This window comes from Oleiharenicola sp. Vm1 (assembly GCF_047777955.1).
Classification (GTDB): Bacteria; Verrucomicrobiota; Verrucomicrobiia; order Opitutales; family Opitutaceae; genus Didemnitutus.
The window spans coordinates 3,735,520-3,754,336 of sequence record NZ_CP180537.1 but is presented as its reverse complement, the minus strand read 5'-3'; the positions used below and the strand labels follow the sequence as shown (position 1 = coordinate 3,754,336).

At 70.3% G+C, this 18,817-nt stretch carries 20 protein-coding genes and 1 pseudogene; 15 read left to right on the top strand and 6 right to left on the bottom strand.

What is annotated here, in order from left to right; all coding sequences use genetic code 11:
• Positions 1–180: 180 nt before the first annotated feature.
• Positions 181–873: a DUF4412 domain-containing protein gene (locus tag ACMYLB_RS18085; RefSeq protein ID WP_415908338.1), complete on the bottom strand. Its 693-nt coding sequence runs from the start codon at positions 871–873 to the stop codon at positions 181–183.
• Between the two features lie 175 nt (positions 874–1,048).
• Here ACMYLB_RS18085 and ACMYLB_RS18080 point away from each other — a divergent pair, with 175 nt between their 5' ends.
• The gene (locus ACMYLB_RS18080) at positions 1,049–1,504 is read left to right on the top strand and encodes an acyl-CoA thioesterase (RefSeq protein WP_415908337.1); all 456 of its coding nucleotides are present in this window, start codon (positions 1,049–1,051) and stop codon (positions 1,502–1,504) included.
• Positions 1,505–1,567: 63 nt separating this feature from the next.
• Here the strand turns inward: ACMYLB_RS18080 and ACMYLB_RS18075 are convergent, their stop codons facing one another.
• Genes ACMYLB_RS18075 through ACMYLB_RS18060 form a run of 4 tightly spaced genes read right to left on the bottom strand, consistent with a single transcriptional unit; the run spans position 1,568 to position 5,453 of the window.
• The gene (locus ACMYLB_RS18075; protein WP_415908336.1) at positions 1,568–3,271 is read right to left on the bottom strand and encodes an adenylate/guanylate cyclase domain-containing protein; all 1,704 of its coding nucleotides are present in this window, start codon (positions 3,269–3,271) and stop codon (positions 1,568–1,570) included.
• A gap of 4 nt (positions 3,272–3,275) precedes the next feature.
• Positions 3,276–3,932: a methylamine utilization protein gene (locus ACMYLB_RS18070; protein ID WP_415908335.1), complete on the bottom strand. Its 657-nt coding sequence runs from the start codon at positions 3,930–3,932 to the stop codon at positions 3,276–3,278.
• Between the two features lie 7 nt (positions 3,933–3,939).
• Complete coding sequence (locus ACMYLB_RS18065) at positions 3,940–4,815, bottom strand: hypothetical protein (protein WP_415908334.1); 876 nt, start codon at positions 4,813–4,815, stop codon at positions 3,940–3,942.
• Complete coding sequence (locus tag ACMYLB_RS18060; RefSeq protein WP_415908333.1) at positions 4,812–5,453, bottom strand: arylesterase; 642 nt, start codon at positions 5,451–5,453, stop codon at positions 4,812–4,814. The genes ACMYLB_RS18065 and ACMYLB_RS18060 overlap by 4 nt, the downstream gene beginning before the upstream one ends.
• Positions 5,454–5,499: 46 nt before the next feature.
• Here ACMYLB_RS18060 and ACMYLB_RS18055 point away from each other — a divergent pair, with 46 nt between their 5' ends.
• From ACMYLB_RS18055 to ACMYLB_RS18040, 4 genes and pseudogenes are all read left to right on the top strand, one after another.
• Positions 5,500–6,189, top strand: coding sequence for an ABC transporter ATP-binding protein (locus ACMYLB_RS18055; protein WP_415908332.1), 690 nt, complete (start codon positions 5,500–5,502; stop codon positions 6,187–6,189).
• Positions 6,190–6,267: 78 nt separating this feature from the next.
• Positions 6,268–6,645, top strand: a complete 378-nt coding sequence (locus ACMYLB_RS18050; protein ID WP_415908331.1) for a GxxExxY protein — start codon at positions 6,268–6,270, stop codon at positions 6,643–6,645.
• A 46-nt stretch (positions 6,646–6,691) separates the two neighbouring features.
• Positions 6,692–7,228: an ABC transporter permease gene (locus tag ACMYLB_RS18045; RefSeq protein WP_415908330.1), complete on the top strand. Its 537-nt coding sequence runs from the start codon at positions 6,692–6,694 to the stop codon at positions 7,226–7,228.
• 236 nt (positions 7,229–7,464) lie between these two features.
• Positions 7,465–7,767, top strand: a pseudogene (locus ACMYLB_RS18040) (FtsX-like permease family protein); the annotation flags it as partial.
• Between the two features lie 398 nt (positions 7,768–8,165).
• Here ACMYLB_RS18040 and ACMYLB_RS18035 read toward each other — a convergent pair.
• The gene (locus tag ACMYLB_RS18035; RefSeq protein WP_415908329.1) at positions 8,166–8,336 is read right to left on the bottom strand and encodes a hypothetical protein; all 171 of its coding nucleotides are present in this window, start codon (positions 8,334–8,336) and stop codon (positions 8,166–8,168) included.
• 170 nt (positions 8,337–8,506) lie between these two features.
• Here ACMYLB_RS18035 and ACMYLB_RS18030 point away from each other — a divergent pair, with 170 nt between their 5' ends.
• From ACMYLB_RS18030 to ACMYLB_RS17985, 10 genes are all read left to right on the top strand, one after another.
• Positions 8,507–9,226: an ABC transporter permease gene (locus ACMYLB_RS18030; RefSeq protein WP_415908328.1), complete on the top strand. Its 720-nt coding sequence runs from the start codon at positions 8,507–8,509 to the stop codon at positions 9,224–9,226.
• Positions 9,227–9,298: 72 nt separating this feature from the next.
• Positions 9,299–9,760, top strand: a complete 462-nt coding sequence (locus ACMYLB_RS18025; RefSeq protein ID WP_415908327.1) for an FKBP-type peptidyl-prolyl cis-trans isomerase — start codon at positions 9,299–9,301, stop codon at positions 9,758–9,760.
• Positions 9,761–9,805: 45 nt separating this feature from the next.
• Positions 9,806–10,534 carry a polyphosphate--glucose phosphotransferase gene (gene ppgK, locus ACMYLB_RS18020; RefSeq protein WP_415908326.1) on the top strand — a complete coding sequence of 243 codons (729 nt, stop codon included), beginning with the start codon at positions 9,806–9,808 and terminating at the stop codon, positions 10,532–10,534.
• Positions 10,535–10,549: 15 nt separating this feature from the next.
• Positions 10,550–11,560, top strand: a complete 1,011-nt coding sequence (locus ACMYLB_RS18015) for an NAD(P)/FAD-dependent oxidoreductase (RefSeq protein WP_415908325.1) — start codon at positions 10,550–10,552, stop codon at positions 11,558–11,560.
• A 101-nt stretch (positions 11,561–11,661) separates the two neighbouring features.
• The gene (locus ACMYLB_RS18010; RefSeq protein ID WP_415908324.1) at positions 11,662–12,756 is read left to right on the top strand and encodes a sensor histidine kinase; all 1,095 of its coding nucleotides are present in this window, start codon (positions 11,662–11,664) and stop codon (positions 12,754–12,756) included.
• Positions 12,753–13,595, top strand: coding sequence for a LytR/AlgR family response regulator transcription factor (locus tag ACMYLB_RS18005; RefSeq protein WP_415908323.1), 843 nt, complete (start codon positions 12,753–12,755; stop codon positions 13,593–13,595). Before ACMYLB_RS18010 ends, ACMYLB_RS18005 begins: the two co-directional genes overlap by 4 nt.
• Before the next feature lie 339 nt (positions 13,596–13,934).
• On the top strand, positions 13,935–15,332 hold the full coding sequence (locus tag ACMYLB_RS18000) for an efflux RND transporter periplasmic adaptor subunit (RefSeq protein WP_415908322.1): 1,398 nt from the start codon (positions 13,935–13,937) through the stop codon (positions 15,330–15,332).
• Between the two features lie 150 nt (positions 15,333–15,482).
• Positions 15,483–16,124, top strand: a complete 642-nt coding sequence (locus tag ACMYLB_RS17995; protein WP_415911114.1) for an ABC transporter ATP-binding protein — start codon at positions 15,483–15,485, stop codon at positions 16,122–16,124.
• A 96-nt stretch (positions 16,125–16,220) separates the two neighbouring features.
• Positions 16,221–17,471, top strand: a complete 1,251-nt coding sequence (locus ACMYLB_RS17990; protein WP_415908321.1) for an ABC transporter permease — start codon at positions 16,221–16,223, stop codon at positions 17,469–17,471.
• A gap of 1 nt (position 17,472) precedes the next feature.
• Positions 17,473–18,708 (top strand): ABC transporter permease, encoded by a 1,236-nt coding sequence (locus tag ACMYLB_RS17985; RefSeq protein ID WP_415908320.1) that lies wholly within the window; start codon positions 17,473–17,475, stop codon positions 18,706–18,708.
• Positions 18,709–18,817 lie beyond the last annotated feature (109 nt).

The window sequence follows — 18,817 nt, the reverse complement described above, 5'->3', positions numbered from 1 at the left end:
GGAACCACTCCGAGGTTAGAATGGCTCAGCGAACGCCTGCGCTCTGGCTGAGTCAAGCCCTCATCCCCCGGAGCGCCGGTGGCTCCCGGATGATTTTTCCGCACCGTAACAAAGCGTCGCGACGCGCGACGAAATCGCCGGCCGCGGTGGACGCGACCGGCGGTCTTGGGCGGCGGCCGTTCAGGCGCCGAAGCCGCCCATCGCGGGCATGGCGAACTTCTGGAAGCCCGCCGGCGGCGCGAACAGGTCGTCCGGCAGCGCGCCGGGCTCGATCTTCTTCGTCTCGAGGCGGAACTTCTCCTTGCCGCGCGCGTCGCGGCCGACGACGCGCAGCGGGAACACGCCTTTCTTGCCCTTGAGCAGCTTCTCCCACGCGGCGCCCTCCGGCTTGGCCTTGCGTCCGCCCATCATGCCGCCCATCGGATTGCCGCCGCCGAGGCCCATGAAGTTGCCGAGCTGCTCGGTGAGCCACAGCTCGGTGGTCTCGCCCTTGTCGCTCATCACGTATTCCTCGCAGTCGTAGCCGAGGATCTTCGCCGTGCGGCCGGTCTTCTCGGCCTTGACGTCCGCGGAGCCGGTGCCCGGCTCCGCCGCCGCGCCGCCGCGCAGCGGCATGACCATATACATGCGCTCGCGCGGAATGAGGATCGTCATCTCCTGCTTCGCCGCATTCATGATCATCGTCGCGCCCGCGGCCTCGGCCGACTGGGGCTCCATGCGCACGAGATCGCCCTTGGTGGCGAAATCGATCACCTGCTCGCGGTCCTTGCCCGACGTGATCGCCAGCGACACGCGGCCCTCGAAAGCGACGGCGCTCGACACGGCGAGCGCGGCCATGATTCCCATCCATCCGGCGCGGAGATAATGCTTCATGGCCGCGGACCGTAGCGCGCGCGCCGGCGCGCTCAAGTCCGCACCCCCGCGCGCACGCCCGACTTTCGCCTAAGAAAACCCGGCGGGCCGCGCCGGCGCGGCCTCGGGCGAACGCCTAGCCCCGCGGCGCACATCCGGCATTGCGTCGCCCGGCGCGCGCCCAATCCTCGCGCGCATGGTCTCCGAGTTTTCGATCACGCGCACCGTCGAGTTCGCCGAGACGGACATGGCGGGAATCATGCACTTCTCGAATTTCTTCCGCTGGATGGAGGCGTGCGAGTCCGCGTTCTACCGCTCGGCGGGCCTGCCGCTCATCTCGTTCGCGCCGGGACAGGTCGTCGGCTGGCCGCGCGTGAACGCCACGTGCGACTACCGCGCGCCGCTGCGCTTCGGCGACACGGTCGAGGTCCGGCTCTTCGTGAAGGAGATCCGCACCCGCGCGATCGTGCTGCTCTTCCAGTTCCGCCAGGTGACCAAGGGCAAGGTCGATCCCGAGCTCTGCGCGCAGGGCGAGATCACCGCGGTGTGCGTGACGGCCGACGGCAAGGGCGGCATGACCGCCGCGCCGATCCCGGACGCGTTCCGCGCCAAGATCCGCATCGCGCCCAAGGCGGCGTGGGCGGCGGACTGAGGAAGGAGCGCTGCGGACAGAGGACGGCCGCCGAGTGACGCGCGCGTCGCCGGCGGAGCGGGCTCAGGCGTCGGCGGCGTAGATCTTCACCGCCTCGGTCCGGCCCTTCACGGTCGCAGCGCCGAGGGCGCGCAGCTGGCCGAGGGCACCGGCGGCGACGGCGGTGGCTTCGCTCACGATGATCGTGGCGCCGTAGGCGGGCTCCTTGGTGAGCGATTCGAGGCGGGCGGCGAGGTTCACGCCGTCGCCGACCACGGTGTAATTGAGGCGCGTGTGCGAGCCCATGTTGCCGGCGATGACGCGGCCGGTGTTGATGCCGATGCCGAGCGCGAGCTGCGGCCGGCCCTCGGCGGCGAGCGTGCGGTTCAACTCGGCCAGGGCGGCGCGCATTTCCCGGGCGGCGGCCAGGGCCCGCGCGGCGGCGTCGGGTCCGGCCACCGGGGCGCCGAAGAGCGCCATGATCGCGTCGCCGATGTATTTGTCGATGACGCCGCCGTGCTTCTCCACCACCGCGCTCATGCGGTCGAGGTAGCGGTTGAGCAGGGCGAGCAGCTCGCGCGGCGGGAGTTTCTCGCTCAGTGCGGTGAAGCCGCGCAGGTCGGAGAAGAGGATCGTGACCTCGCGTTCCTCGCCGCCGAGCTGGAGGTCGGAGTGGAGGAGCTGGGCGGCGATCTCGGGCGACACGACCTTGCCGAGCAGGTCGCGCACGCGGTCGCGCTCGGCGAGGCCGGCGGTCATCTGGTTGAAGGCGGTGGCGAGCTGGCCGAGCTCGTCGGCGCGCGGCAGGTCGAGGCGCGGGGTGTAGTCGCCGGCGGCGACGCGGTGCGTGTGCGCGGCGAGCTGCTGCACCGGCCGGCTGAGGTTGCGGGCGAGGCCGAGGGCGGCGAGCGTCGCCACGGCGAGGCCGGCGAGCGTGCCGAGGAGAAGCGTGCGCTCGAGGCGGCGCGAGGGGGCGAGCTGGGTGCGGAGCGAGCGCTGGAGGGCGATCAGGGCGGGCGGGCCGCCGGCGATCGGGAGCATCTGCACGGCGGTGACGTAGTCCTCGCCGCCGAGGGAGACGAGGTGCGTCGCGGCGACGGGGTGGTTCGACTCGAATTGCCCGGCCATCTCCGCCGAGAGCGTGGAGGCGAGCGCGCGGGCGTCGGTGCCGCCGGAGAGGAAGGTCACCTCGACGTCCGAACCCGCCTTCAGTTCGCGCGCCGTCTCGGCGTCGATGGGGAAGCCGAGGCCGACCCAGGCGACGATCTCGGGCGGCGGCGCGAGCAGCGGAACGAGGACGAGCTGGTGCAGCTCGCCGTCGAGGTAACCGTAGCCGGAGGCCTGCTGGGCGTCGGAGGCCTCGGCGCGTTTCTGCAGCTCGTGGAAGGGCGCGAGGTCGGCGGCGGCGATGGCGCTGCGGGTGCTGGAGAGCGGGCGGCCGGCGGGGTCGAGCAGGACGAGCAGCGGGGCCTGCACGCGCGCGCTGTAGGAGGCGAGGGCGGAGCGCGCGGTGGCGGGGCTGAACTCCTCCATGAGGAAGAGCTGCTTCATCGCGTAGTCGTTCGCCATCAGCCGGGCGTCGCGCAGGAGGTTTTCCTCGCGCAGGCGGGCGTTGGCGGCGAACTGCCGGGCGGCGCGCGCGAGGTCGGCGTTGATGGTGGCGAGGGCGTTGGAGCGGTTGGCGCGGGAGACGACGAGGTAGGTCGCCACTTGGACGAGCGCGAGCAGGCCGGCGATGAGCACGATCAGGCGCGTGCGAAAGTGCCGGAAGCGAAACCAGCCGCGCATGGCGTCAGTAGCCGCTGACCTTGCCTTCGGGCGTGCGCCGGATGCGGCGGTCGGGCTTGAGCTTCAGCGCGTAGTCGAGCGGCGCGGCGCCGGGGCCGATCTTCGCCTCGCGCACGTCGGTCGCGGCGAGGCGCGGGTGCCACACCTCGATGCGATAGCGGCCGGCGGGCACGGCGAGGCGGGCGGTGCCGGCGGCGTCGGTCCGGGCGAAATACGGCGTCGGCAGCACGACGACGTAGGCGACCATCCAGTCGTGGATGTTGCAGCCGAGGGTGACGATGCCGGGCTGGTCGAAGAGCACGGCCTCGCGCGCGCCGGGCGCGTAGAGGGGCTTCTCGAAGCGCTTGGCCTTCGAGAGCGAGTAGATGTGGTGCTGGATCGTGTCCAGGTTGGGGAAAACCACCTGCGTGCCGACGCGCACGACCGTGACGTAGGGCATGTATTCCTGGTCCTTTTGCACGATCTCCACCGGCTCGTTGGCGGGCGGCGGAAGCTCGGTCGGGTCGAGGGCGTAGAGCGCGATTACGGCGTCGGGCACCGCCTCGCCCTTGGCGTCCTTGACCAGGGCGCGGACATCGGTGTCGGCGGCCGGCGCGGCCGCGAGCAGGCGCGTGGCGAGCAACACGGCGGCGAATGCAAGCGCGGCGGCGGAGCGGGGCATGGCGGGATTAGAAGCGGTGGAGCACGCCGAGCGACCAAAAAGCCGAGTCGTAGCGGACGCCCACGCGGTTGACCACCCGCACGCTCTCGTAGCGCAGCGGCAGGCTGGTGGAATCGCTGAGACGGGCCGCGACCTGTGCCCACCAGAAGTCCGCGCGGCAATCCACGCGATACGCGACCCAGCCGGAGCCGAAGGTGTCCGAGACCTCCCACGGGATGCGCGAGTAGTAGTCCTGGATGGCGGGGCCGAAGCCCCCGCCGAGGGCCTGGCCGTAGACCGACCAGGCGGCGTTGGCCACCAGCTGGCCGTGCAGGCGCGAGGCGCCGGCGCCGAACTGCCACGTCTCCGTGGCGTCGTAGAAAGTCTCCAAGCCGATCCGGCGGGCGTGGGTGTCGAACGGCGCGTGGGCCGCGGTGAAGGATTCCCAGCTGGCGGTCGCGGCGACGCGCCACGAGTCGGTGAGGCGCTGGCTGAGGGAGGCAAAGCCCTCCTCGCGCCAGCCGCGGCGGCCGCGCTCGCGGAAATGCACCGCGGTGAGCGCCGCGCCGGCCTCGAGCACGGGCACCCGGGGACCGAGGCCGAACTTGTGGCGCAGCGTCGTGCGCGCGCCGAGGCCGAGGCGGTTCAGGGCGGAAAAGCGGCCGACGTTTTCCGCGCTGGCCTCGAGCGCCGCGAGCAGCGTCCAGTTGGCCGCGAGTTGCTGCGCGTGGAGGAACGCCGCGTCGAGGTCGGCGAGCGTGGCGTCCTGCGCGGTCGGCGCGTAGGAGGTGCGGCTGAAGTTCTCCGCGTAGGTCAGCGACGCGCCGAGACGGAGCTCGTGCGCGGACGCGGCGGCGGCGAGCGCGGCGGCGGCGAGGGTGAGCAGCGGGGGAATCAGCCTCACAGAAGCGGCTTGATAACCTTCCAGACCGTTTCGGCAACCACGCGATGGCCGGCGGCGGTGGGGTGGATCCCGTCGGGCTGGTTGAGCTCGGGGATGCCGCCGACGTTCTCGAGCAGGAAGGGGATGAGCACGGCGTGGGTCGACTCCGCCAGGGACGGATAGATCCGGGCGAAGGCCTGCGCGTAGTCGGGGCCCATGTTGGTGGGGATTTGCATGCCGGCGAGCACGATGGTTACGCGCGGGTTCCTGGCCCGGATGCGCTCGATCATCGCCTGGAGGTTCGCGCGCGTGACGTCGGGCGCGAGGCCGCGCAGGCCGTCGTTGCCGCCGAGCTCGATCACGAAGACGTCGACCGGCTGGCGCAGGATCCAGTCGAGCCGGCGCAGGCCGCCGGCGGTGGTTTCGCCGCTCAGGCCGGCGTTGACGACCTTCCAGGCGAGGCCGGCGGCGTCGATCTTCTGCTGGATGAGCGCCGGGTAGGCCTCGGCCGGGTCGGCGAGGCCGTAGCCCGCGGTCAGGCTGTCGCCGAAGAAAAGCAGGGTCTTCGTCGCGGGCGCCGCGGCGTTCGTCGCGACGGCGCCGAGAAGCAGCAGCGCGGCGAACCGCCCGGCCCGGCGAATCAGCCGTCCGACGAACAACTTTGCACTTTCGGACGCGGTGGGTGTGTTACTCGGCATCGCGCCCATGAGTGTTCAAAACATCCTGAAAGTCGAGCACCTCACCAAGACCTACGCCACCGCCGCCGGCGGGCTCACCGTGCTGAAGGACGTGAGCTTCGCGCTCGATCCCGGCAGCACCTGCGCGATCGTCGGCCCCTCGGGCTCGGGCAAGACGACGCTGCTCGGCCTCTGCGCCGGCCTCGACCAGCCGACCAGCGGCGCGGTGCACCTCGCCGGCCGCGAGATCGGCCGCCTGTCGGAGGACGAGCGCGCGCTGGTGCGCAACGAGAGCGTCGGCTTCGTCTTCCAGAACTTCCAGCTCATCCCGACGCTGACCGCGCTGGAGAACGTCCTCGTGCCCCTCGAGCTCCGCGGCGACAACACGCGCGCGGCGGAGGCGGCGGAGCTGCTGGCGCGCGTCGGCCTGGGCGACCGGCTCGACCACTACTCGATGCAGTTGTCCGGCGGCGAGCAGCAGCGCGTGGCGCTGGCCCGGGCCTTCATCAACCGGCCGAAGATCCTCTTCTGCGACGAGCCGACGGGCAACCTCGACGGCGACACGGCGCACGCGATGGTCGAGCTGATCTTCGGCCTGAACCGCGAGCGCGGCACCACGCTCGTGCTCGTGACGCACGATCTCGAGCTCGCGAAGCAGACCCAGCGCATCCTCCGCCTCCGCAGCGGCGCCGTCGTGAGCGACGAGCGCGTGGGGTGAAACGAATCCGGGTCACCGCGACAAACACGAAACAAGAGAGGGCCCACGGAATACACGGAACACACGGAAGGAGTGACCATGAATAAGCTGATGCATGAAGATCTGACCTACAAGATTCTCGGCGCTTGTTTTGAGGTTTATCGAGAGAAGGGCTGTGGGTTTCTCGAGGCGGTCTACCAAGAGTGTCTCGACATCGAATTTGGGCTCCAGGGAATACCCGTTCGTTCGCTGGTGCCGCTTGCCCTGACCTACAAAGGGCGCCCGCTGGCGAAGCAATACATCGCCGACTTCATCTGCTTTGATCAGGTGCTCGTCGAGCTGAAGGCGGTTTCCGCGTTGACCGATGAGCATCGCGCCCAAGTGCAGAATTATCTGAACGCGACGGGGCTTCGCGTGGGGCTCCTGCTCAACTTCGGTCACTTCCCGAAAGTCGAGCACGAGCGCTTCGTCCTCTGATTTCCGTGTCTTCCGTGTGTTCCGTGGGCAATCCCTCCGACTCCTCATGAACTTCATCCTCAAAATGGCCTGGCGGGACACGCGGGCTTCGCGGCGGCGGTTGCTGCTGTTCTCGCTCGCCGTCGTCCTCGGCGTCGCCGCGCTCGTGGCGGTCGGCTCGCTGCGCGACAACCTGCGCGCGGCGATCGAGGACCAGACCAAGTCCCTCCTCGGCGCCGACCTCGTCATCACCTCCCGCGCCGCGCTCACGCCCGAGGCGGAGCGGTTCATCGCCGGCCTCGGCGGCGAGCAGGCGCGCGAGATCGCGTTCAATTCCATGCTCATCGCGCCGACCGCGGGCGTCGCCACGCGGCTGGTGCAGGTGCGCGCGCTCGAGGGCGGGTTTCCTTCTACGGCGAGTTCCAGTCCGACCCGGCCGACGCGCGCGCCCGGCTCGCGGACGGGGCGGCGGCGGCGATCGTCGAGGAGGGCGTGCTCGTCCAATACGGCCTCAAGCCCGGCGACCCGATCCGGCTCGGTGCGGGCGAGTTCCGCGTCGCCGGCGGCCTGCTCAAGGTCCCGGGCGAGTCCGCCGCCGGCGTGACGGCGCTGGCGCCGCGCGTGTTCATCCCGCTTTCCGCCGTCAACGGCACCGGCCTGCTCAAGCAGGGCAGCCTCGCACGCCACCGCGTCTACCTGAAGTTCCCCGCCCACACCGACGTCGAGCAGCTCGTGCGCGACCTGCGCGAGCGCTTCCGCGAGCTGCGGCTGGGCTTCGACACGGTCGAGGAGCGCAAGCGCGAGCTGGGCGGCGCGATCCAGAACGTGAACTCGTTCCTCATGCTCGTCGGCTTCGCCTCGCTCTTCCTCGGCGCCATCGGGGTGGCCAGCGCGGTGCACGCGCACGTGCGGCAGAAGATCCCGACGGTGGCGGTGCTGCGCTGCCTCGGCGCGAGCTCGGCGCAGGCGTTCGCCATCTACCTCGTGCAGGGCGTGGGCCTCGGCCTCGTCGGCGCGCTCGGCGGCGCGGTGCTCGGCATCGGCGCGCAGCTGGTGCTGCCGGCGTTCCTGCGCGAGTTCCTGCCCTTCGCGTTCGACTTCTTCGTCTCCTGGAAATCGGTCGCGAGCGGCGTGGGCGCGGGCGTGCTGATCAGCGTGCTCTTCGCGCTGCTGCCGCTGCTCGAGGTGCGGCGCGTGTCGCCGCTGCTGGCGATCCGCTCGGCCTTCGCCGACGCCAACGGCGGCGGGCGCGACTGGCTGCGCCTGCTCCTGCTCGTCGCCATCGTCGGCATCGTGTTCGCGTTCGCCATCCTGCAGACCGGGCGCCTGCGCTGGGGCGTGGGCTTCGCCGGCGCGCTGCTCGCCGGCTTCGCGGTGCTCGGCGGGCTGGCGAAGCTGATCGCGTGGGTCGCGCAGCGGCTGAACCTGCGCCGCCTGCCCTTCGCCTGGCGGCAGGGCGTGGCCAATCTCTACCGGCCCCACAACCGCACCGTGCTGCTGCTCGTGTCGCTCGGCATGGGCACGTTCCTGATGATGACGCTCTACCTCACGCGCGACACCCTGCTCGGGCAGCTGCGGGTGATGGGCGGCGGCGACCGGCCGAACCTGATGCTGTTCGACATCCAGGACGACCAGGTCGATTCGGTGGCGAAGATCGTCGCCGCCAACGGCGCGCCGGTGCGCGCGCAGGCGCCGATCGTGACGATGCGCATCAACGCCCTGAAGGGCCGCCCGGTCGCCGAGGTCCTGAAGGACAAGGGGCGCGCGTCGCGGCCTGGACGCTCCGGCGCGAATACCGCTCCACCTACCGCAGCGCGCTCGCCGACACCGAGCGGATCGTCGCGGGAAAATTCGAGGGCCAGGCGCCGGGGGCGCGGAGGCGGTGCCGGTCTCGCTCGAGGAAAACCTGGCGCGCGATCTCGGCGTGCAACTCGGCGACGCGATCGAGTTCGACGTCCAGGGCGTGCCGGTGAAGACCGTCGTCGGCAGCCTGCGCCACGTCGAGTGGCAGCGGCTGGCGCCGAATTTCTTCGTCGTGTTCCCCGCCGGCGTGCTCGAGGGCGCGCCGAAGTTCCACGTCATGGCGCTGCGCGCCGCCGACGCCGGCGTCTCGGCCCGCGTGCAGCAGGCGGTGGTGCGCGAGCATCCGAACGTCTCGGCCATCGACCTCGGCCTCATCCTCCAGGCGATCGACGGCATCTACGCCAAGGCGTCGTTCGTGGTGGAGTTCCTCGCGCTCTTCACCGTGGTCACGGGCGTGATCGTGCTCGCGGGCGCGGTGCTGATCGGCCGCGGGCAGCGCGTGCGCGAGAGCGTGCTGCTGCGCACGCTCGGCGCGACGAAGCGCCAGGTGAACCGCATCATGCTCGCGGAGTATCTCGCCCTCGGCACGCTCGGCGCCGCGGTCGGCGCGGTGCTGGCGGTCGGCGCGAACTGGGGGCTGGCGCGCTTCATCTTCAACCTGAAGTGGTCCACGCCCGCCCCGGAGGTGCTCCTGCTCGGCTGGCTGGCGGTCAGCGCGGTGACCGTGATCACCGGCCTGCTCTCCAGCCGCGGCATCTGCGACCACCCGCCGCTGGCGGTGCTGCGGCAGGAAACCTGAACCGGCGCGGCCGCGGGCGGGAACGGAAATCGGCTTGTCTTGGCGGCGGCGCGACCGGTGAACTGGGCGTCCATGGCCGCGATCCGCCTCCTCACTTTCCACTACACCCTGCGCGACGACAACGGCCGCGTGCTCGACACGTCGCGCGGCGGCGGCGAGCCGCTGAGCTTCGTCGAGGGCGCGCAGGAGATCGTGCCCGGGCTGGAGCAGACGCTCGTGGCGATGACCGTGGGCGAGCGCCGCGAAGTCGCCGTGCCGCCGGAGCTCGGCTACGGCCGGCGCGAGGAGGAGCTGGTCCAGCGCGTGCCGCGCGGGCAGCTGCCGATCGACGGCGAGGTGCGCGTGGGCGACCAGTTCCTGGCCGGACCGGACCGGCATGCGCCGGTGGTGACGGTCGTGGCGGTCGAGGGCGACCAGGTGACGCTCGACGCCAACCACCCGCTGGCGGGGGCGACGCTGCGTTTCGACGTCGAGCTGGTGGCGGTGCGGCCGGCGACGCCCGACGAGGCGGCGCGTGTCACAGCCGGCAGCTGAGGATTGCGCGGCGCGTGCGGTTTACTACGTTGCGCGGCTTTCCCCATGAAAGTTCTCGGCATCGACATCGGTGGCTCGTCCTTCAAGGCCGCGCCCGTGGATCTCCAGACCGGCCGGCTGCTCGCGGAGCGCTTCCGCGTGCCGATCTCCAGCCCGTGTCCGCGCGCCGAGGGCCTGGCGGCGGCGCGGCAGATCGTGCAGCATTTCAAGTGGAAGGGCCGCGTCGGCATCGGCTTCCCCGCCATCGTGCGCGAGGGCCACATCGGCGCGGTGGGCAATCTCGGGGCGGAGTGGGAAAACCAGAACGGGGCGCGGATCTTTGCGCGGGCGACGGGCTGCCGCGTCGCGCTGGCCAACGACGCCGATGCCGCCGGCCTGGCCGAGATGCGCTTCGGCGCCGGGAAGGGCCGCGCGGGCACGGTGCTGATGCTGACGTTCGGCACGGGCATCGGCTCGGCGCTGTTTTATCGCGGGCAGCTTTTCCCCAACGCGGAGCTCGGCCACATCCCGTGGGAGGGCGAGCCGATCGAGCGCTTCGCCTCGGCGGCGGTGAAGACGAAGCTCGACCTCGACTGGAAGGAATGGACCGAGCGCGTGAACGTCTACCTGCGCGTGGTCGAGCGGCTGTTCTCGCCCGAGCTGATCATCATCGGCGGCGGCGTGAGCCAGGACCACAAGGCCTGGTTCAAGCTGCTGCGCACGCAGGCGAAGGTCGTGCCGGCGAAGCTGCACAACGACGCCGGCATCGTCGGCGCCGCGCTGGCGGCGGTGTGACCAATGAGCGGGCGCGTGCTGATCGTGGGCCAGGGGCTCGCCGGCACCGCGCTCGGACTGGAGCTGGAGCGCGCCGGCGTGCCGTTCGCCATCGCCAGCGACGGGCACGCGCGCGCCGCCTCGATGGCCGCGGCCGGGCTCGTGAATCCGGTGCAGGGCCAGCGCTTCGTGAAGGTCTGGCGCGTGGAGGAGCTGCGGCCGTTCGCGGAGGACTGGTATCGCGGTGTTGAGGCGGAGCTCGGCGTGACGCTGTGGCATCCGCTGCGCCTGCGGCGCCTGTTCGCCAACGCCACGGAGGCGGCGCGGGCGGCGCGGAAGCTCGCGAGCGGCGAGCTGGCGCCCTTCGCCCGCGCGGCCGACGGCGGCGTGGAGATCCACGGCGCGGCGTGGGTGGACCTGCCCGCGCTCCTGACGCGCGCGGCGGAGCGCTGGCGCGCGCGCGGCGTGCTGTGCGCGGCGGCGGTGACGCACGCGGAAGTGCAGGCGGACGCGACCGGCGTGGTTTGGCGCGGGGAGCGCTTCGCGGCGGCGGTGCTCTGCACCGGCCGCGGCGTGCTGGCGCGCGAATTTTTCCCGGAGCTGCCGTTCGAGGCGGCGAAGGGCGAGATCCTGCACGTGGGCGGGTCCGAGCTGCCGGTCGGGCACGCGGTGAGCCGCGGCACGTGGGCCATCGCCGACGCGCCCGGGCGGGCGAGGGTGGGGGCGACCTACGAGCCCGGGGTGGAGGACGAGGCCGCGAGCGCGACGGCGCGGGCGAGCCTGCTGGCGTCCGCGCGCGCGTTCGTCCCGGGAAACCTGACGGTGATCGAGCAGCGTGCCGGCGTGCGCGTGAGCCTGCCGGACCGCTTGCCCGCGGCCGGCTGGCGGCACGACGCGCGGATCGGGCTGTTCGGCGCGCTCGGCTCGAAGGGCACGCTGTTCGCGCCGTGGCTGGCGCGGCGCTGGCGCGAGGCGCTGGGCGGTGCGACGAATGCCTGGCCGGACGCGGTGAGCGTGGCGCGATCGCATGCATCCGGCGGGCGCTGAGCGTCGGCGGCCCGGCGCGCGCGGCCCGCGGCGGTCCCATTTCCGGGACAATTAATCCGCTTGAAGTCGATGTGTATCGGAAGCACCAAGTCGGCTCTGTCATGACCGAGCACCGTGTTGTCCGCTGGCTGATCCTCGCGGCCCTTTGGGTATTCGTGGGACTCGCCCTGAGCACGGAGGTCTACTTCAACACCCGGGTGATGGAGCCGAACGTCGCGTTCTGGTCCGTGGCGCAGGGGCAGTTCCAGCGCGCGGTGTTGTGGGCGGTGCTGGTGCCGGTGGTGGTGTGGCTGCGCGACGCCGTGCCGCTGAACCGCGGGCGCTGGGTGGGCGGCGTGAGCTTCCACGTCACGATGAGCTTCGCGCTCATGGCGGGGTTCTACCTCGCGCGCGTGTTCGTGGCCTCGACCTCGTGGCGGGAGTCGCCGGAGGGTTTCTGGCACTGGGCGGCGCGCGGCTTCTACGGGCGCAACCTGATCGACGTCGTCTACTACTGGACGGTGATCGGCGTCACCTACGCGCTGCGCATGCGCGAGCGTTACCAGCGGGAGTCGCTGCGCTCGGCCCAGCTCGAGGCGCAGCTGGTGCAGGCCGAGCTGAAGGCGCTCAAGAACCAGCTCAACCCGCACTTCCTCTTCAACACGATGAACACCATCTCCGTGCTCGTGCGCGACCGGCGCAACGACGAGGCGGTGCAGCTCATCGCGCGGCTCAGCACGCTCCTGCGCGCGCTGCTCGAGAGCAGCCGCGTGCACACGGTGACGCTGCGGCAGGAGCTGGATTTCCTCTCGCGCTACCTCGAGATCCAGCAGGCGCGCTTCGGCGAGCGGCTGCGCTACGAGGCGGAGGCCGAGCCGGAGGCGCTGGGCGCGCTGGTGCCGAACCTGTTCCTCCAGCCGGTGGTCGAGAACGCGATCCTGCACGGCGTGGCGCAGAAGGCCGAGGCGGGCCGGGTGCGCATCTCCGCGCGCGTGCGCGGCCGGCGCCTGCAGGTCGAGGTGCGCGACGACGGCCCGGGCTTCGACGCGCGCACGGCGCCGCTGGCCGAGGGCGTCGGGCTGACGAACACGCGCGAGCGCCTGGAGAAGCACTACGGCGCGGACTACCAGATGGTTTTGAAGAGTGAAAAAGGCCACGGCGTCACGGTGAGCTTGGTGCTGCCGTTCACGACGTCCGCGGCCGCCGCCGGCGCATGAACAAGATCCGAACCATGGTCGTGGACGATGAACCGGCGGCACGCCGGGGCCTCGTGCTGCTGCTCGAAAGCGATCCCGACATCCTCGTCGTGGGTGAAGCCGCCTCCGGCGCGGAGGCGTTGCGCCGGATCCGGGCGGAGAAGCCCGACCTCGTCTTCCTCGACGTGCAGATGCCCGAGATGGGCGGCTTCAAGGTGCTGGAGGCGCTCGGGCCGCAGCCGCCCGCGGTGATCTTCGTCACGGCCTTCGACCAGCACGCGCTGCAGGCCTTCGAGGTCAACGCGGTCGACTACCTGCTGAAGCCGTTCGAGGACGACCGCTTCTGGACGGCCCTGCGCCGGGCCAAATCCGAGCTCGTCCGCCGGCAGACCGACGCGTTGAGCGAGAAGCTCTCGCACCTGCTCTCCCACCTGCAGGCCGGCGCCGCGTCCGCCCCGGCGGCCCCGGCCGCGCCCGCCGCCCCCGCGGCGGCGGCCGACGCGCCGGCGGCGCCCGAGTCGATCACGCGCGAGCGCATCCTGCTGCGCTCCGGCGGCGAGATCTACTTCGTCCGGGCCGAGGACATCGACTGGATCGAGGCCGAGGGCGATTACATGAAGTTCCACGCCGCCGGCCGCGTGCACCTGCTGCGCGAGACGATGGCGAACCTCGAGGAGCGGCTCGACTCCAAGCGCTTCATCCGCATCCACCGCTCGACGATCGTGAACCTCGACCGGGTGAAGAAGCTCAGCCCGTCGTTCGCGGGCGAATACGCCGTCGTCCTGCACGACGGCACCAAGCTCCGGCTCAGCCGCGGCTATCACGACCGCCTCCAGGAGCTGATGCGCTCGGCGCTCTGAGCCGGCCGGCGGCGCCGGCCCCGTCCATCCCGGCACCGGGCCGTTTGTCCCAAAACTGCTGCGACTCCCGCCTGGTTCGGGTGTTTTTCCCTCGTTCTTTGGCCGGTCTTGCCGTCTGCCGCAGCCAACCCCGTCGGGTTTGCTGTTCGTCGTGCGGTTGCCACGTGTCGTCGCAATGCCGTTCCGTTTTTCGGCGGCACCCGCTTGTCTCCCCTTGTTCGTAGTTATCAGTTGTGTTGCAGAGGGGTCCATCGGGACCCCTCTGTGTTTTTCGGGGGCCGGCGCGGCGGCGATAGTTCTGGCCAAGGACATCCGCTAATTTTAATTCCCTTCCCTCTGATGACTACGTCCACCGTCACTCCCCAGCCCGCCGCAGTCGCGCCGGCCGCCACGGCCAAGAAGAAATCGAAGAAACGCCTCTGGATCATCCTCGGCCTCGTCGCCGTGCTCGCCCTGGTGATCGTGGCCGCGGCCGCCAAGGGCCGCGCCGGCGAGAAGCCCACGCAGGTCACGGTGGAGAAGGCCTTCGTGAAGACGATCACGCACGTCGTGACCGCCACGGGCAAGGTCCAGCCCGAGACCGAGGTCAAGATCTCCCCCGAGGTCGCCGGCGAACTCATCGAGATCCCGGTCGTCGAGGGCCAGACGGTCAAGAAGGGCGACCTCCTCGTCCGCATCAAACCCGACTTCTACAAGGCCCAGCTCGAGCAGCAGGAGGCCGCGCTCGCCTCGTCGCGCGCCAGCTCCGTGCTCAGTCAGGCCCGCCTGGTCAAGGCCGAGCAGGACTTCAAGCAGGCGAACGACCTCTACCAGAAGAAGCTGATCTCCGACGCGGACTTCACCGCCGCGCAGACCAACCTCAACGTCGCGAAGGCCGACTACGATTCCTCCCTCGCCCAGATCCGCCGCACCGAGGGCTCCGTCGACCAGTCGCGCGACCAGCTCAACAAAACCACGATCTACTCGCCGATGGACGGCTCGATCAGCTCGCTCACCAGCGAGGTCGGCGAGCGCGTCGTCGGCACCAACCAGTTCGCCGGCACCGAGATCATGCGCATCGCGAACCTCGCGAACATGGAGGTGCGGGTGAAGGTGAACGAGAACGACATCATCAACGTCAAGGTCGGCGACCACGTGCTCGTGACCGTGGACGCCTTCCCCGGCCGCAAGTTCGAGGGCGCCGTCTCCGAGATCAGCAGCTCCGCGCTGACCTCCGGCGCCAGCAGCTCCAACCAGGCGGCGCTCGCCGCCTCCGCTTCCGACGAGGTGACCAACTTCCTCGTGAAGATCCGCATCAACGACAAGGACGTGAAGCTCCGCCCCGGCATGAGCGCCACGGTCGACATCGAGACCCAGACCGTCACCAACGTCGTCGCCGTGCCGATCCAGTCCGTCACCGTCCGCGCCGAGGGCGGCAAGACCACCGAGGAGGTCCAGCAGCAGAAGGCCAAGGAGGCCAAGGAACGCTCCGGCAACGACCTCGACGTCGAGACCGAGAAGCGCAACGCCCGCCGCGAGGCCGAGAAGCTCCAGCGCGTCGTCTTCGTCCGCCAGGGCGACAAGGCCGTCCTCCGCAAGGTCGAGACCGGCATCTCCGACAACACCCACATCGAGGTGAAGTCGGGCATCAAGGCCGGCGAGGAGGTCGTCTCCGGCAGCTACGCCGCCATCAGCCGCAAGCTCAAGGACGGCGCGCGCATCATGATCGAACAGCCCAAGAAGGACGATAACAAGTAACCCGAGCCGGGCGCGGCTTTCGCCCGCGCCCCGCCCGCCCTTCCGCCCCTCATGTCCTCCCTCTCTCCCGCTCCCGCCCACGCGCCGCGCGTCTACCGCGAGCCGGGCCCGCTCGTCATCGACATCGCGGGCGTGACCAAGCTCTACCGCATGGGCGAGGAGATCGTCCACGCCCTCCGCGGCGTGGCGCTCAAGGTCCACCGCAACGAATACCTCGCCATCATGGGCCCGTCCGGCTCCGGCAAGTCGACGCTCATGAACATGCTCGGCTGCCTCGATACGCCGACCAGCGGCCATTACCAGTTCTCCGGCAAGGACGTCTCCGCGATGACCGACGACGAGCTCGCCGACATCCGCAACCGCGAGATCGGTTTCGTTTTCCAGACGTTCAACCTCCTCCCGCGCTCCACCTCGCTGGCGAACGTCGAGCTGCCGCTGATCTACGCCGGCATCGGCCCCGACGACCGTCGCGAGATGGCCGTCCGCGCCCTGCAAAACGTCGGCCTCGGCGAGCGCATGAGCCACAAGCCCAACGAGCTCTCCGGCGGCCAGCGCCAGCGCGTCGCCATCGCCCGCGCCCTGGTCAACAATCCCTCCATCATCCTCGCCGACGAGCCGACGGGCAACCTCGACTCCCGCACCGGCGAGGAGATCATGCAGCTCTTCGAGGACCTCTACGCCCAGGGCAACACCATCATCGTCGTCACCCACGAGGAGGACATCGCCCGCCACGCCCGCCGCATCGTGCGCCTGCGCGACGGCCTGATCGAGTCCGACGTGCGCCAGGCGTGACGCCTCGGCGCGGATAACACGCCGCCCGTCCCCTCCCGCTCGCTCCTCGTCTCCGCCATCTCGCCCCCCCGGTTTCTCCCCGCGATCCTCGCCGCCATGAAGCGCCTCCTCTACGAGTTCACCGAATCCGTCCGCATCGCCTGGGCGCAGATCCGGGCGAACAAGATGCGCTCCGTCCTCACCGCGCTGGGCGTCATCATCGGCATCGTGGCCGTCACCCTCATGGGCACGGCCATCCGCGGCATCGACACCGGCTTCCAGAACAGCCTCGCCATGCTCGGCGAGGACGTCCTCTACGTGCAGAAATGGCCCTGGGGCCCGGTCGAGGACTGGTGGAACTACGTCAACCGCCCGAACCCGCAGGCCCGCGAGGCCACCGCCCTGAACCGCCTCATCGCGGGCACCGAGAAATCCGAGCTGCTCTTCGCCGTCCCCGTGGCCGGCCGCTCCAGCACGGTGAAATACGGCGACGTCCGCGTCAGCGGCATCTACATGGCCGGCACCGAGGCGGAATACTCCCAGCTCACCGGCACCGACTACGCCGAGGGCCGCATGTTCAACGACGCCGAGGCCAGCACCGGCCGCCAGGTCTGCACCCTCGGCTTCGACGTGGCCGAGGCGCTCTTCCCCGGCCGCTCGCCGCTCGGCGAGACCGTCGCCATCAACGGCCAGCCCTTCGAGGTCATCGGCGTCTTCGCCAAGCAGGGCGAGTTCCTCGGCCTGTTCAGCATGGACAACTTCGTCCTCGTGCCGCTCAACGCCTACTCGAAGTTCAACTCCATCCGCCGCGGCGTCGACATCCGCGTGAAGATCGCCGACAAGCGCCGCCTCGCCGAGGCGAAGGAGGAACTCGTCGGCGCCATGCGCCGCGTGCGCGGCCAGCAGCCGGGCGAGAGAAACAATTTCGACATCAACGAGCAGCAGGCCTTCAAGGCCCAGCTCGACCCGGTGAAGAACGGCATCGCCCTCGCCGGCCTCTTCATCACCGGCCTGTCGCTCTTCGTCGGCGCCATCGGCATCATGAACATCACCTTCGTCTCGGTGAAGGAGCGCACCAAGGAGATCGGCACGCGCAAGGCCCTCGGCGCGCGCCGCCGCAGCATCCTGCTCCAGTTCCTTGTCGAGGCCGTCTCGATCTGCCTCATCGGCGGCGTCATCGGCATGGGCATCTCCTTCTCGCTCTTCCTCGCCATCCGCGAGGCGGCGCCGAACTTCCCCGTCGCGTTCTCGCCCGACCTCGTCGTCATCAGCGTCCTGGTCTCCGTCGTCACCGGCGTCGTTTCCGGCTTCGCCCCCGCCTGGGGCGCGTCGCGTCTCGATCCGGTCGTCGCCCTGCGTTACGAGTAACATGCAACTCTCCGAAATCCTCAAGATGGCCTTCGGGTCGCTGGGCGTGAACAAGCTCCGCTCGGTGCTCACCATGCTCGGCATCACCATCGGCGTGTTCTCCGTCATCGGCGTCATGACCACCGTCACCGCCATGCGCTCGTCGATCGAGACCGGCCTGAGCTTCCTCGGCTCGAACATCTTCCAGTTCGCCAAGTATCCCGTCTTCGGCGGCGGCGGCCCCGAGGGCCGGCGCCGCTACCAGATGCGCCGCGACATCACCCTCGAGCAGGCCATGCGCTACAAGCACGAGATGGAGGGCATCGCCGACGTCATCTGCCTCAAGATCTTCGACGACGGCGCGCAGGCCACCTACGGCGGCCGCAAGACCACGCCCGACGTCCGCTTCGGCGGCAGCGACGAGAATTTCCTCGCCGCGAACCAGTTCGACGTCGAGGTCGGCCGCAACTTCACGCCCGGCGACGTCGAGCTCTCGCGCCCGGTCACGATCATCGGCCAGGACGTCGTCGCGAAGCTCTTCCCCTCGGAGAATCCGCTCAACAAGACGGTCAAGATCAAGGACCGCACCTACATCGTCATCGGCGTCTTCGCCGCCAAGGGCCAGGCGTTCGGCGGCAGCTCCGACAACATCGCCATCATCCCGATCACCCGCTTCATCGCCGATTTCGGCGCCGAGCGCCGCTCCATCAGCATCGCCACCCAAGCGCCGACGCAGCAGGTCTACAACGAGACCCTCGACAAGGCCATCACCGTCATGCGCACCGTGCGCGGCCTGCAGGCGGAGAAGGAGAACGACTTCGAGATCTACTCCAACGACTCGCTCATCGCCGCCTTCGCCAAGATCGCCGACGCTGTCGCCGCCGGCTCGTTCGTCATCTCCGGCATCGCCCTGCTCGCCGCCGGCGTCGGCATCATGAACATCATGCTGGTGTCCGTGACCGAGCGCACGAAGGAGATCGGCGTCCGCAAGTCGATCGGCGCACGCAAAAAGAACATCCTCACCCAGTTTCTCATCGAGGCGGTCGTCATTTCCCTCGCCGGCGGCCTGGCCGGCATCTTCCTCGGCGTCGCCGCGGGCAACGGCCTCGCGCTGATGCTCAAGGCCTCCGTCGTCTTCCCGTGGGACTGGGCCCTCATCGGCATCCTCGTCTGCTCGGGCATCGGCGTCGGCTTCGGCTTCTACCCCGCGTGGAAGGCCGCCTCGCTCGACCCGATCGAGGCCCTGCGCTTCGAGTGACGCGCCTGGGGCCGCTGCCCGGCGGCCGCCGGACGGCGGGACGCGAAATCGCGCCGGCCGCACCTGCGGGGTTGCGGCGTGCGCCGCGGGTCGTTCCTATCGCCCGATC

What these genes read in the sequence shown, in the direction of transcription:
- ACMYLB_RS18085 (WP_415908338.1), bottom strand. Translation starts at nt 873, where the DNA reads ATGAAGCATTATCTCCGCGCCGGATGGATGGGAATCATGGCCGCGCTC.
- ACMYLB_RS18080 (WP_415908337.1), top strand. Translation starts at nt 1,049, where the DNA reads ATGGTCTCCGAGTTTTCGATCACGCGCACCGTCGAGTTCGCCGAGACG.
- ACMYLB_RS18075 (WP_415908336.1), bottom strand. Translation starts at nt 3,271, where the DNA reads ATGCGCGGCTGGTTTCGCTTCCGGCACTTTCGCACGCGCCTGATCGTG.
- ACMYLB_RS18070 (WP_415908335.1), bottom strand. Translation starts at nt 3,932, where the DNA reads ATGCCCCGCTCCGCCGCCGCGCTTGCATTCGCCGCCGTGTTGCTCGCC.
- ACMYLB_RS18055 (WP_415908332.1), top strand. Translation starts at nt 5,500, where the DNA reads ATGAGTGTTCAAAACATCCTGAAAGTCGAGCACCTCACCAAGACCTAC.
- ACMYLB_RS18050 (WP_415908331.1), top strand. Translation starts at nt 6,268, where the DNA reads ATGAATAAGCTGATGCATGAAGATCTGACCTACAAGATTCTCGGCGCT.
- ACMYLB_RS18045 (WP_415908330.1), top strand. Translation starts at nt 6,692, where the DNA reads ATGAACTTCATCCTCAAAATGGCCTGGCGGGACACGCGGGCTTCGCGG.
- ACMYLB_RS18035 (WP_415908329.1), bottom strand. Translation starts at nt 8,336, where the DNA reads ATGCGCATCGTCACGATCGGCGCCTGCGCGCGCACCGGCGCGCCGTTG.
- ACMYLB_RS18025 (WP_415908327.1), top strand. Translation starts at nt 9,299, where the DNA reads ATGGCCGCGATCCGCCTCCTCACTTTCCACTACACCCTGCGCGACGAC.
- ppgK (WP_415908326.1), top strand. Translation starts at nt 9,806, where the DNA reads ATGAAAGTTCTCGGCATCGACATCGGTGGCTCGTCCTTCAAGGCCGCG.
- ACMYLB_RS18010 (WP_415908324.1), top strand. Translation starts at nt 11,662, where the DNA reads ATGACCGAGCACCGTGTTGTCCGCTGGCTGATCCTCGCGGCCCTTTGG.
- ACMYLB_RS18005 (WP_415908323.1), top strand. Translation starts at nt 12,753, where the DNA reads ATGAACAAGATCCGAACCATGGTCGTGGACGATGAACCGGCGGCACGC.
- ACMYLB_RS18000 (WP_415908322.1), top strand. Translation starts at nt 13,935, where the DNA reads ATGACTACGTCCACCGTCACTCCCCAGCCCGCCGCAGTCGCGCCGGCC.
- ACMYLB_RS17995 (WP_415911114.1), top strand. Translation starts at nt 15,483, where the DNA reads ATGGGCGAGGAGATCGTCCACGCCCTCCGCGGCGTGGCGCTCAAGGTC.
- ACMYLB_RS17990 (WP_415908321.1), top strand. Translation starts at nt 16,221, where the DNA reads ATGAAGCGCCTCCTCTACGAGTTCACCGAATCCGTCCGCATCGCCTGG.
- ACMYLB_RS17985 (WP_415908320.1), top strand. Translation starts at nt 17,473, where the DNA reads ATGCAACTCTCCGAAATCCTCAAGATGGCCTTCGGGTCGCTGGGCGTG.